Annotated in this window: 13 protein-coding genes; 5 read left to right on the top strand and 8 right to left on the bottom strand. The window is 48.9% G+C overall.

What is annotated here, in order from left to right; genetic code table 11:
• Window positions 1-38 precede the first annotated feature (38 nt).
• On the bottom strand, window positions 39-350 hold the full coding sequence (locus V5J35_RS22880) for an ArsR/SmtB family transcription factor (RefSeq protein ID WP_354009343.1): 312 nt from the start codon (window positions 348-350) through the stop codon (window positions 39-41).
• Between the two features lie 113 nt (window positions 351-463).
• Here V5J35_RS22880 and V5J35_RS22875 point away from each other — a divergent pair, with 113 nt between their 5' ends.
• The 4 genes from V5J35_RS22875 (at window position 464) to V5J35_RS22860 (ending at window position 4,859) form a co-directional block, all read left to right on the top strand.
• Window positions 464-2,146 (top strand): FAD-dependent oxidoreductase, encoded by a 1,683-nt coding sequence (locus V5J35_RS22875; RefSeq protein WP_354009342.1) that lies wholly within the window; start codon window positions 464-466, stop codon window positions 2,144-2,146.
• Window positions 2,143-2,565, top strand: coding sequence for a YeeE/YedE family protein (locus tag V5J35_RS22870; protein WP_354009341.1), 423 nt, complete (start codon window positions 2,143-2,145; stop codon window positions 2,563-2,565). The genes V5J35_RS22875 and V5J35_RS22870 overlap by 4 nt, the downstream gene beginning before the upstream one ends.
• A gap of 5 nt (window positions 2,566-2,570) precedes the next feature.
• Window positions 2,571-2,993 (top strand): DUF6691 family protein, encoded by a 423-nt coding sequence (locus V5J35_RS22865; RefSeq protein ID WP_354009340.1) that lies wholly within the window; start codon window positions 2,571-2,573, stop codon window positions 2,991-2,993.
• A gap of 207 nt (window positions 2,994-3,200) precedes the next feature.
• Window positions 3,201-4,859, top strand: coding sequence for an electron transfer flavoprotein-ubiquinone oxidoreductase (locus V5J35_RS22860; RefSeq protein ID WP_354009339.1), 1,659 nt, complete (start codon window positions 3,201-3,203; stop codon window positions 4,857-4,859).
• Between the two features lie 57 nt (window positions 4,860-4,916).
• On the opposite strand, the gene V5J35_RS22855 is transcribed toward V5J35_RS22860, so the two are convergent.
• Both V5J35_RS22855 and V5J35_RS22850 read right to left on the bottom strand, forming a co-directional pair.
• On the bottom strand, window positions 4,917-5,819 hold the full coding sequence (locus tag V5J35_RS22855) for a nucleoside hydrolase (RefSeq protein ID WP_354009338.1): 903 nt from the start codon (window positions 5,817-5,819) through the stop codon (window positions 4,917-4,919).
• 56 nt (window positions 5,820-5,875) lie between these two features.
• Entirely contained in the window at window positions 5,876-6,427 is a 552-nt protein-coding gene (locus tag V5J35_RS22850; RefSeq protein WP_354009337.1) for a DUF1285 domain-containing protein, read from the bottom strand.
• A gap of 190 nt (window positions 6,428-6,617) precedes the next feature.
• Here V5J35_RS22850 and V5J35_RS22845 point away from each other — a divergent pair, with 190 nt between their 5' ends.
• Entirely contained in the window at window positions 6,618-7,529 is a 912-nt protein-coding gene (locus V5J35_RS22845) for a YiiX/YebB-like N1pC/P60 family cysteine hydrolase (RefSeq protein WP_354009336.1), read from the top strand.
• 507 nt (window positions 7,530-8,036) lie between these two features.
• Here the strand turns inward: V5J35_RS22845 and V5J35_RS22840 are convergent.
• The 5 genes from V5J35_RS22840 to V5J35_RS22820 form a co-directional block, all read right to left on the bottom strand.
• Entirely contained in the window at window positions 8,037-8,438 is a 402-nt protein-coding gene (locus tag V5J35_RS22840) for a helix-turn-helix domain-containing protein (RefSeq protein WP_354016511.1), read from the bottom strand.
• A 133-nt stretch (window positions 8,439-8,571) separates the two neighbouring features.
• A complete protein-coding gene (locus V5J35_RS22835) occupies window positions 8,572-8,742 on the bottom strand; it encodes a hypothetical protein (protein WP_354016510.1) in 171 nt (56 codons plus the stop codon).
• A 197-nt stretch (window positions 8,743-8,939) separates the two neighbouring features.
• Window positions 8,940-10,706, bottom strand: a complete 1,767-nt coding sequence (locus tag V5J35_RS22830; protein WP_354009334.1) for a vWA domain-containing protein — start codon at window positions 10,704-10,706, stop codon at window positions 8,940-8,942.
• A 104-nt stretch (window positions 10,707-10,810) separates the two neighbouring features.
• Window positions 10,811-11,818, bottom strand: coding sequence for a DUF3150 domain-containing protein (locus V5J35_RS22825; RefSeq protein ID WP_354009333.1), 1,008 nt, complete (start codon window positions 11,816-11,818; stop codon window positions 10,811-10,813).
• Entirely contained in the window at window positions 11,815-12,819 is a 1,005-nt protein-coding gene (locus tag V5J35_RS22820) for an AAA family ATPase (protein WP_354009332.1), read from the bottom strand. The genes V5J35_RS22825 and V5J35_RS22820 overlap by 4 nt, the downstream gene beginning before the upstream one ends.
• Between the last annotated feature and the right edge of the window lie 47 nt (window positions 12,820-12,866).

Genomic DNA, 12,866 nt, shown 5'->3' with positions numbered 1-12,866 from the left:
TCAAACGTATAATTCTTTGAAAGCTATTTTAAAGCCGGTTACGAACAGAATTCACTGTGCAGGAATTCAATAAGTCGGGCAGCCTGCTGACTGTCTAATGAGTAGTAAATGGTTTGAGATTCCCGGCGAGTCTGCACCAGCCCTTCCCTGCGCAGAAGGGCCAGATGCTGTGACAGGGCAGACTGGCTCAGGTCAAAACGCTCATTGAGCTGTGAAACAGACATTTCCCCCTGACTAAGATGACAGAGAATCAACAGGCGGTTTTCGTTACTCATGTTTTTTAACAGTGCTGCGGCATTACGCACTTTTTGTCGCATCGTTCTAATGTCGATGGGCATTACTTCAGACATAGTTATCCGGTTGTCAGGTTCGTTCTTGTCAGGAAAATAATATTAGAGATTGCTAATGAAACACAAATCAGATTACTATATTAGTATATTCTTATTTAGATATTGCTAATGTTATGAAAATTGTGATTATCGGTGGTGTCGCAGGTGGTGCCTCAGCGGCAGCAAAAGCCAGACGCCTTTCTGAATCTGCAGAAATCATTCTGTTTGAACGCGGAGGTGAGATCTCATTTGCCAACTGTGGCCTGCCCTATCACATTGGCGGTGATATTCCTGATCGTGCAGCATTACTGATCCAGACACCTGAAAAAATGCACGACCGGTTCAATATTGATGTGCGGGTTCAAACCGAAGTCACAAACATTACTCCAGAACAGAAAACCGTTACCGCTCTGGATTACAGAACCGGTCAATCCTATGAGGAGTCCTTCGACCGGTTAATCCTCAGCCCCGGTGCTGCACCGTTCGTCCCCTCAATTGAAGGCATTGATAATCCTGCCACCATGACGTTACGCAATATGGCGGATATGGACCGGATTCTGACAACACTGGACTCTGCTAATACACGACGAGCTGCCGTAATTGGCGGTGGCTTTATCGGCCTTGAAATGGCAGAGGCGCTGACACACAGAAACCTGTCTGTTTCTCTGATTGAGCTGGCACCACAGGTCATGGCACCTGTCGATGTAGAAATGGCAGAACCTGTGCATACCACCCTGCGCCAGCAAGGTGTTGACCTGAAACTGAATACAGGTGTTAACCGCTTTGACCACCATGAGCATGGCGTGACTTTAACACTGACAGATGGTTCACATCTGGACGTCGACCTCGTTATTCTTGCCATTGGCGTTCGCCCTGAAACCAGTCTGGCTACTACAGCCGGTTTGAAAACCGGTAAAACCGGTGGCATAGCGGTCAACCGTCGTATGGAGACATCAGAAAAAGACATCTATGCCGTTGGCGATGCGATTGAAATCAATGAGTGGGTCTTTGGAAAGCCTGCACTGATTCCACTGGCCGGACCCGCCAACCGACAGGGGCGGATTGCTGCCATTAATGCGTTGGGCGGAGATGCCGAATACCGTGGCAGCCAGGGTACAGCCGTCTGCAAAGTATTCGATTTAACCATCGCCAGTACAGGGCTGAACGAAAAGGTCTTACAGCAAAGTGGTACCGCCTATAAGAAAGTCTATATTCATGCCAATAACCACGCCGGTTACTACCCTGGCGCGTGCAAGATCAATTTCAAACTGCTGTTCAGCCCGGAAGGAAAAGTGCTGGGTGCGCAGGCATCCGGATTGAATGGTGTCGACAAGCGTATTGACGTCATCGCCATGGCCATTCAGGCAGGCATGAGCGTTTATGATCTGGAAGAAGCGGAGCTGACTTATGCCCCTCCTTATGGTTCAGCCAAGGATGTTGTCAATTATGCGGGCTTTGCTGCTGTTAATGTTTTAAATAAATCCGTTGAGCAGGTTTACTCTGAAAACCTGACCGAAGTACTGACTGAGACTGACAGTATCCTTCTGGACGTAAGAAGCCCGGATGAACTGATAGAATCAGGCACCATTCCCGGCAGCACTAATATCCCGCTGGACAATCTGCGGCAACAGCTCCATAAGCTTCCCAAAGATAAGACCATTATCGTTTATTGCGCAGTGGGGCTTCGTGGCTATCTCGCCTGCCGGATTCTTAGCCAGAAAGGCTACAGCTGCTCTAACCTTGCTGGCGGTTATGCCATGTGGAGGCAAAGCCACTCCCTAAGAACACTCAGGCAAACGGAAAGGAAGGCAGCATGATGCCATGGACTGAGATCTTTAATTTTACACCTTTACAGGGACTGGCCGGAGGTATTCTGCTAGGACTGGGGGCAGCGTTGTTGCTTCTGTCCAACGGTAGAATTGCCGGATTTTCCGGAATTATCAGTAATCTGACCAATAGTGACAGGAGCTGGCGGTTGGCTTTCCTTGCCGGCGCGCTCATTAGCGGAACGGTTCTGCACCGGGTTCTGGATTTACCCGCTGCTGATAGCCAGTTACCGGCTTCAGGACTCATTATTGCCGGTTTGCTGGTAGGCTTTGGCACCAGTCTGGGTAATGGCTGCACCAGCGGTCACGGAATTTGTGGCTTATCCCGCTTTTCTTTGCGTTCACTGGTAGCTGTCATGGTTTTCATGGTGTCAGCCATGGTGACCGTCTATTTCATGAGGCACATGTAGGAGACATGATGATAAACATAGTGACAGCCCTGATCTCCGGTTTGCTCATGGGTGCTGGTCTGGTGATCTCAGGTATGACCAGTCCGGATAAAGTACTGGGATTTCTTGATATAACCGGCTTCTGGGACCCAACGCTGATGCTGGTCATGGGCGGCGCGATTCTGGTCAACCTGCCTGCCACCTGGCTGATTCTGAAACGGCAGCAGCCTGCCAATGCCGAACACTTTCATCTGCCAGAGAGGACAACAGTCGATAAACCACTGGTGCTGGGTACTGCATTATTTGGTATCGGCTGGGGGATAGCCGGTATCTGTCCGGGACCGGCTGTAACAAGCCTGTTATCGGGGAGTGCTGACATTATCCTGTTTTTTCTGGCTATGATCGCCGGGTTCCGGTTACATAAAGCCACTTCATTGCTCGCCCGTTAACGACCTTCATTAAAGCTCTCACTAACGCATCAGTCTTCTGTACGCCTGTTTAACAGCAGGCGCACTCCCTCCGTTATCGGCAAACACCTATTTTATAGGTGATATTCATGTTACGTGCGATTATAATTCGTAACAAAATAAAACAACTGTTTGAATTCTAATAACAATAATAAATGGGCAATCAGCTCAACAAAGGGGGAAATCACCATGGAACGCGAATCTATGGCATTTGATGTAGTCATTGTGGGTGCTGGTCCCTCAGGCTTATCCGCCGCATGTCGTTTAATGCAGCAGGCACAAGAGTCCGGTCAGGAGGTCAGTGTCTGCGTGGTTGAAAAGGGCTCAGAAGTCGGCGCTCATATTCTCTCAGGTGCTGTCTTTGAACCGACAGCCCTTAATGAACTCTTTCCTGACTGGAAAGAGAAAGGCGCTCCTCTGAACACGCCTGTGGTCGCTGACGATATTTATGTGCTACGCAGCGCAGATAAAAGCATCAGGGTTCCCAACCTGTTTGTTCCCAAAACCATGCACAACGAAGGCAATTACATTATCAGCCTTGGCAATCTGTGCCGCTGGCTGGCGGAGCAGGCAGAAAGCATGGGGGCTGAGATCTTTCCGGGATTTGCCGCATCAGAAGTGCTTTACCATGAAGACGGCAGTGTAAAAGGCATTGCCACCGGGGATATGGGGATAGCTGCCAATGGTGAAAAGAAAGACAGCTATATGCCCGGTATGGAGCTGCACGCCAAATACACACTGTTTACCGAAGGCTGTCGTGGACATCTGGGCAAACAGTTAATCGCACAGTTCAAACTGGATGAAGGCAAAGACCCACAACATTACGGTATCGGAATAAAAGAGCTATGGGATGTGGAACCGGATAAGCACAGGGAAGGACTTGTCGTGCATACGGCGGGCTGGCCTTTGCAGGAAAGCGGCTCGATGGGCGGTGGTTTTCTATACCATATTGAAAACAATCAGGTAGTGGTCGGCCTGATTACCGACCTGAGTTATTCCAACCCTCACGTCAGTCCTTTTGAAGAATTCCAGCGCTATAAGCACAATCCGGTCATCAAACAATACCTGGAAGGCGGCAAGCGTGTCTCCTATGGAGCCAGGGCTTTGACAAAAGGCGGTCCGCAGTCGCTTCCACGAATGTCATTCCCTGGTGGTTTGTTACTCGGTTGTGACGCAGGAACAATGAATTCCGCCAAGATTAAAGGCAGCCATACAGCCATGAAGTCAGGGCTTATTGCAGCAGAAACCGTGTTTGATGCCCTGAAGGCAGGTTCTGAAGGGCGGGAAAACCTGACCAGCTATCAGGACCGGTTTGATCAGTCCTGGCTTGGTATAGAACTGCAACAGCAGCGTAACTTCAGTCCGGCCATGCATAAATTTGGCAATATCTTTGGTGCAGCCTTTGCCTTTATTGACCAAAACCTCTTTAACGGTAAGCTGCCTTTTACATTGCACGACACAGTGCCTGATTATAAACAGCTGAAACCGGCTGCGGACTGCCCCCGACTGGAATACCCGAAGCCAGACGGGAAAATCAGCTTTGATCGTCTGGGTTCAGTCTTTCTGTCGAATACTAACCATGAAGAAGACCAGCCCTGCCACCTGAAACTGACTAACCCTGATATTCCAATCACCAGCAATCTGCCTCTGTTCGATGAACCTGCCCAGCGTTACTGTCCGGCGGGAGTGTATGAAGTCATTGAAGATGAGGAGACCGGCAAAAAACAGTTCCAGATCAACAGCCAGAACTGTGTTCACTGCAAAACCTGCGACATTAAAGACCCGGCCCAGAACATTACCTGGGTAACACCGGAGGGTACCGGAGGTCCCAATTACCCTAATATGTGATCAACAGGGCTGTCATCAGGGCAGCCCCATTGCTCGATTCAAACCAAACAACTCAGCTCAGGGCAGTGACATTAACCTTTCACCAAGCAGGTTGAAGAAAGTATCCACATCAGCCTCCATGACTGCCCTGACCTTGCCACTGTCTGACCAGACCGCCCTGCTTTGCCCTTCCAGCCCTTCATCTCTTGTCTCAATATGAATATCACATGGACGGGTACGCATTATCTCAGGCTTTATTAATGAGGCAATCACAACCGGATCGTGCAGACCTCCACCCTCACCTGCCCGATAAAAACCCAGCATCTCCGCTGTCAGCTGTGCCGCCTTCGACTCGCCCCGCAATAAAGGCTCCAGCCAACCATCACGCCATTTTAATGTTTCAGTTACATCCAGAGGACACAGTGTGATGTTAAGAGGTGAACGAAATACAATGTCTGCTGCTACGGGGTCTGTATGGAAGTTAAACTCTGCAACGGCTGAGACATTACCGGATACTTTCAGAGCACCGCCCATAATGACAACCCTATGAATACCAGCAGCGATATCAGGGTTAATCACCAGAGCCAGGGCAAGGTTTGTTAACGGTCCCAGCATACAGAGGGTAACCGGGTTATTAACCTGAGCCCTGGTAATAATAAAATCTACTGCATTGGTCGACTGGGCCAGTCCTGGCTTCGCTTCTGGCCAGTCAATGTCACCCAGGCCATTTTGACCATTAATCACTTCTGTGTCCGGTTTTAAAGGTCTGGATATTGCCTGTTCGCAACCTCGATACACGGGTACCCGCTTTCCAGCGGCCTGAAGTATTTTCTGCGCATTGATAAAGGCCTGCTGTTGCGAAACATTACCCCCGACCGTTGTAACACCAGTAAGAGTCAGCTCAGGGCTGGCTGCTGCCAGTAGCAGGGCGATGGCATCGTCAATACCCGGATCAGTATCGATAATAATGTTTGTGTTCATACAAAAACATCCAGCCTGAATTCAAGACATAAGTGCATGACAGTAAAACCGTTAGCTCATTCAACCATTCCAAGTGAATAGTAATGTTCGCCACTCTTTATACATAGTTGCTCCTGATCATGCACCATCTGCAATTCAGCCATGCTGACCAGTTCATAATACACATTACGATGAATACGAGCTTCAAGACGATCCCTGACCAGAATATAAGGCACACCTCTGCCCGCATCCGACAGCCTTAATGGCTGTTGCTGGTTAAGCACTACCTTATCGCCAACATTGGTCGTAAACACAAGATGCTCATCAACAGTTTCTACAGAAACTGCCACAAAAGGTACATCATCAACGGTTATCCGTACCTTTTCGACAGGCGTTACCAGATAGAAATGCCCGTCATCGTCATGCCGGAGAACCGTGGAGAAAAGGCGCACCATCGATTCTCTGCCAATCGGTGAACCCATATATTCCCAGTGGCCATCAACACAGATGCGCATATCAATTTCGCCGCAAAAACCCGGGTTCCAGTCATGTACCGGAGGTAAGCCTTTTTGCTGCAATGACTGCAGAGTTTCAGTCAGCGATGTGGGTGTGAGTTTATCTTCAGACACGAGCTGTTCCGTCATTGTCGTTTTGGTTGTCGGGTTTATGACTTAAAACCGCAAGTTAACTTACACGAAGTTGTAACAGGGTCATTATAACGTCAAATTGAGGCATGAAGGACGCTAATGTTTATTAACCCCTGAATGAAAACCGCCGATGCTAATCTTTGAGGGAGTAGCTCAATTGCAGGGAACAATAATGCAGCTCATAAAAACGCTGGCCAGCTGGTTAACGAACTGGCTTATGCAGGAAGCGCACGACATCACCAGTCCTCAGTGCGATTTTGAACGCATCCGGCACGAAATCAAACCCTGTGATGTATTGCTGATCGAAGGCCGTTCCAGGGTCAGCAACGTTATTAAGCAGATTACCCAGAGTCCATGGTCCCACGCCATGTTGTATATTGGTCGCCTGCACGATATTGAAGACGACCGGGTTCGGGACATTATAAAGGAATCCTATGGTGGTTCTCCGGACGAACAACTGGTTATAGAAAGCGAGCTGGGTTACGGAACCGTCGTTCATCCATTAAGCCGCTACGAAGGCGATCATCTGCGCATTTGCCGTCCCAACGGCCTCAGCTACGGCGATAGCCAGAAGGTTATTCATTATGCAGTCAGCCGCCTTGGGCTTGACTATGATGTCCGGCATATTCTCGATCTGGCAAGGTTCTTTTTTCCTTACGCGATTCTGCCCAGACGCTGGCGCTCCAGCCTGTTTGAAAGCTCACCCGGACAGGAAACCAAAACCGTGTGCTCCAGCATGATTGCTGAAGCGTTCAGCTTTATCCATTTTCCGATCCTCCCGCTGGTCAAGCTCGACAGTCAACACGGTGTACAGCTGTTCCAGCGCAATCCCAGACTGTGTACCCCCAGGGATTTTGACTACTCTCCCTACTTTCGCATTATTAAATACCCTTTTCTCGACTATACCCACCACTCTGATTACAAACTGCTGCCCTGGCACGGTCATGGCGCACTGGAAGGCAAAGAGGCAGAGTTTTACATTACTCCCAATAAAATCAGAGAGTTACAGCAGGTAAAGTCAGAAAATCTGCATGTTACAGGTTCCGACGTGTTGTCTGAAAACAGGGGGACTCCCCCTTCATAATCCAGATATCGAGCTGACAAAAGCTGATTATTCGGAAACGGTCTTATACATAAGTGGACGCAGGATAAATCTGCACCATAATTACCCCTGCTGACTTGATCGACTTCCCCCTACGATCAGGCAGCCTGGGTCACTAGTTTGACCCTGGTACTTGGATTGTGTACCTATGTTTCACTCCTAATGGTCTTAGCCCGTCACTTCTTCCCCCAGAATGGCGGGTTTCTTTTTGCCTGTAGAAAAAGCATAATCCCTTTAATATCAAGGCTTGACACAGTTTTCATGGTTTTATCCTATCAGTCAGGTTTTCATTTTTTGCCTCATTCAGGTGTGTAAAAGTGCGTGTATTTGCGCATCAAAACGTGCCAAAAACGTGCCAAAGTGATTCACCCTGAATCAAGGGGTTTGATTTCTTCCGATCCCTTGTGAGAGAACGTTGGTCTAGTTGGTACACAATCTGTGTACCTCCTGCATTTAAGCCCCCAGGAATCACCTTCTGAATCACCCTGTTCATGACAATTCTGCCTTCTTCAGAGCCCTGTATACCGATGACTGACTTATCTCCAGAGCTTTAGCAATCTCACGCTGTGACAGCCCCTGCAAAGAAAGTTGATACGCCCTGACTGTTAATGAATCACTTTCTGTTGAATCACTGTCTTCAGTTTCCACATCTTCCGGACAAAAACGCTCGTTTCGATAAGGCTCCTCTGCTGCAGGGAGCTGATGCACGTTGCATTGCACCACTTGTTCGAAGGCAAACTGAACCTTGTTTGCCTTATGGGGTTGCGGCGTTGCTCCCCATTGAAAAATTATTTTCAGCAGTGATGCTTCAATATCCAGCTCTCCCAAGCTGATGCCCTGCTCTACCCGCGACTCGAAAAAATCTGTTAGATCATTTCCATCTATTAGCATCGGGTATTCATCTCCCAGTGCCTCAGAGATATTTCTTTTTGCGGATTCGAGGGCAGTGAAAAAATCATTCACCCTCCAGCACTGGCACCCTTCTGACCTGAGCGCCTCATTACCAGCCTGCACTTGGGGATGATCAGCCCCTAATTTTACCCGATAGTTGCTTTTGCAGCTTCATCCTCTGCATCAGGCTTTCTATCCTTGCTTTCCATTCAGCAGCATCTTCTGCGGTAACAAAGTAACTGACCCTCTGTCGTTGGCGGCCATCCACCCAGATAGCCGCTCTGGTTTTAATTTTTTCAGACATAACTCACCTCATTTATGTGTGAATATAAAGAGGTACTGGACTGGTTTTCTGACTATTTTGATATGGTTCACTCTGATCTAACGGCACTGTATTTATATACAGCATATCGCAAATTGACAAACTAACCCGTGAAATCAGCGTAGATTTTCATCAAAAAAACGCCACCCACTGCTGGAGCAATGAGTGACGCTTTGCTTTTATGCAATTAGCCAGTCTCTAGTTAAATCGAAAAGAGAGGTTTTCAGTTGTGTCAGTTGTTCAATCATCAGACTTTTCGTGAACAACCCTTCTGGCAACTGAATATTGATCCCCAATCCCACAACATCTATTCCTGAATACCCGCAGCGTTTCACCAGATCAACTACAGCATCATGGTGATCGATATCCGGCGCACCATCAGTAATCATCAGGATCAAACGTCTCTCGGCGTTTGACTGACAAATCTGATGCACTGCATGCCACAATCCTGTGGCCATGGGGGTTGAGTCATGGCTATCCAAAGTAGAGAGTATTCCTGCAGCTCCCAAGTCAGATTCCTTGCCTGAAGCTATGGGATAAACACGTTCGGCTGCCGTGCCCGGATAGGCGGAAGCAGTCACATTGACACCTTTGATCGGCTTCAATGCCATGATCAGAGCCAGAACCGCCTCCCTTGCCAATGGCATCCTTGAAGCCATTGAAGCTGAGATATCGAGAGAAATATGGACAGTTGCATTGATTTCTATGGACTCAGATCGTCGTTTAAACAAGCGACCATCGTCCAGAGCTATTCGGTGCAGCCGTTTACTCTCTATTCTCATACCTCGCTTGCCGATACGATCTCTGGTTAAGGTTTTGGCCTGAACCATGCCGGTAAGCTGTGCGGCTAATTGCGCTGATTCTGACTTTACCTTCCAGAGCAAATCCTTTGCGGCTTCCCTGTCTTCATCATTGATAACCACTTCATCGATATCAGGTGTCGTTGTTACCGCTGAAAAGCCTGCTGATTGCTCACTACTCCAGGATTCCAACTCTCCTGCCACAGACTCAAACAGGTCTTCAGGCCAATCAAAATCTGAGGACTCAAGGATTTGTTTCAAGCAGTCCTTCTGAGAAAGCAGGTCTTCAGCCTTTTCTAAAGCATCTCCGTTTCCAGAAACGACCTGGTCATCACTGCCAGACAAATTCTCAGGATTATCACCTTTGCCTTCCGCAGAATCGGATTCCAGATCATCACCTGACACAGAATCTGGTTTATCCTCCTGATCCTGCGTTTCAGAATGCTGAGAACTGGTTTCCTGATCTCCTGACGAATTTTCTGTTTTGCCAGAACCCTCCTCACCTGAATCTTTGCTTTCAGAGTTGTCATTGCTGAGATTCTGAAACAACGCGATGATCTGGTCAGCCTGGTTCAAAGCTTCCTTCGTGCTTTTCAAATCAGGCACCTTGCCCAAAAGTCCATGAAGCGAATCCAGTAACTGCCTTGGAAAGCAGGCTTTCATCACTTCACGGGCTTTCACTGCTTCCTGCTCCAATGCCTTCTGCCCTAACACCTCAAATCTCAGTACCGCCAGCAAAGAGTCGTTTAACACCTTCACAGGTGGATCACTCTTTTTTGGCGCACCTAAACGACCCTCAGCCACTAACTGCCTGACGACTTCTGCAAGAGAAAATGCAGCACCGGGATATTCCTGACTGATTGCTTTTTCAATGCGAATATCTTCGAGTAAGTTAGTGAGCCTGCACCGTAAGGCAGAGCCTTCATAGTCCAGATCAAAATCCGTGTAACGCACATGAGCGGCTTCGTGCGATAAGAACCCCCAGCAAAGGGTTTCCTGTTCACGCCGCTGAGGATCAAAGGCAGGAATCCAGATACACTCACCATCTGTGCATGCCTTCCGACCAGAGACTTCAACCCGAACGCCCATTTTTCTACCCAATGCACTACCAACGATTGGTAATGCACGCTGTAAAACAGGAGCCATATCCAAATACCTCGCCTATAAAAAGAAGAAAGAAAAAAGGGACATAGCTCCTGCCCAGGCGGGCACTATGTCCCGCTTAGGGTGACTGGCTTACACCAGTCGGTTTAGAAGTAGAAAGTGGCCGTAGAAGCCGTTTCCTCCGGCACTACTACCTGTTGCTCAATAGCAGGTTCTTCTTGAATCTCTGCATTATTTACCACTGGCGGCTGAGGTTGAGTTGACTCCTGATTCTGGGCTGTCACAGGCTGCTCTTTATAAGGGCAATCTATGGCCGTCAAGCCTTCCGCACACCGTTCCATCTGTTCAATCGAACACAGCAATAAAACCCGCTCCATCAGTTGAGTCAGCACTTCGCCTTCTAATGCTCCGTTATTCGGCAATTGTGATAACCCGGCATCCAGCCGCTGCACTATGGGAGAAATTCCGGGATCAACAAAAGATAACCCGTGCAGTTTATCCCTGAGCCGAAGTATCGGATTCAGGGCTTTCCGGGTGACTTTACTTTTCCCTCTGAAGGTTTGCTCAAACAAAGCCTGAGCATCCCGACTGATTTCCTCCCGCAGTGTGCCACCCAGCTGATTAACCTGTTGATTCAGATTCTCCGGCTGGGGGGATGCCACCACTTTGTAAGTCGTGTATCCAAAATGGAAACGCTGACCGACATCCTGAGCATCCGGCACGGCACTCCTTATGGCTTCTGCAAAATCAGGATGGGCGTTCACCCATTCCTGAATATGCTGGTCATAACCGGTCAGAAACGCCTGCTTTTCCTGATTAAAGTCCTGCTGCACCTGATCCAGTTTCAGGCTCAGACCTGAAACATAATGATCGGGCACGGCATAACCACCCAGAAAACGCACTCCTTCTCTGCCACAAAGCCGGCACGCCTGATCCCTCAGTCGATGAAATGGCTTCAACACTTCCCGTTTACACAGTTTTTTGCTTCCCAGCGATACCACTTCATCAGGCGGCAGCTGCCCGCCTTTACCCAGAACCAGATCCTCTGGCTTCAGACGACGGGCGCCCGACCAGATGGAGCAGTCCAGAGCAATTACAGACATCTGATCTAACACCTTGGTTACAGCAGCCTGCTTTCCAAGAGAGTCGGTCATGAGTCCACTCCTGAAGACCATAAATCGCCGAACACATCGTGCCCGATTCGATGAATCGCCTGTCGTTCCGCAGCTTCCACTCTGGCAGTCAGAGCTTGCTCCAAAGCATATTCAAACACTCTGGGCGCGCCCTGAAACCGAAGAGATAACTTTGCCCAGCGCACCAGTCCACGAGTGGACAGGGTGACACTGAGTTGCGACTCTCCTTCGCCAGTTCCTCCAACAGAGTCACCGGTAAACAGACGACGAACCTCGTTAGCAAGTTTCACCATCTTCTCCCTGACAACCACCGGAAGGTCTGGTACTACCTGGTTCAAAATCATCAGCTCAGTGAACTCATCAGGATAATCAACTGCGATAACCCTGAATCGATCCAGCCAGGCTAACGACTGCCGTAACACTCCCTGATACAAACCACTGCCATCCCCTGCCCCGGCACTGTTACCCGTGGCAACAAACCGGAATCGAGGATGTACCGGAATGATTTCTCCGCCGTTCTGCGCCAATACGAGAGGCGCACCGTCCAGCAGGTCATACAATCCAGCAAGTTCGGCGGGGTCTGCCACATCCATCTCATCCAATATCAGAATATGACCATCTTTTACCGCAATACTGAGAGCGCCATACTGAAAGGGAGTTGACCCCTTATCCAATACTTTCTGCCCCAGCAAATCATCCAACTCTAACCTTCCATGTACGGGCACCATCTGCACAGGCCAGTGCAACCTTGCAGCAGCCTGAGAAACCAGACTGGTTTTTCCACACCCTGTGGGACCAGTGAGGTAAAGGCCGTCACCTTCCGGATTATCGAGAAACGCCAGCAGCTTTCGCAGCCGGTCTCTGTCAAACACGTAAGGCTGAACAGCCGGTACAGCGGGATGCCCACACTCTTTATAACCTTCAAGCAGGATCAGTTGATTAGTATCCAGATCGAAGGTTTCATTCAGCTCATAAAATGCCGGTTGCAAACCAGCTGGCTCAGACTGAACATCATTTTCCATCGTAAATATCCTGCACTCTCATAAAACAAAAAAAGGGCAGAAATCTT

It is taken from the genome of Endozoicomonas sp. NE40, assembly GCF_040549045.1.
Classification (GTDB): Bacteria; Pseudomonadota; Gammaproteobacteria; order Pseudomonadales; family Endozoicomonadaceae; genus Endozoicomonas_A; species Endozoicomonas_A lisbonensis.
This window is presented reverse-complemented; position numbering and strand designations above follow the sequence as displayed.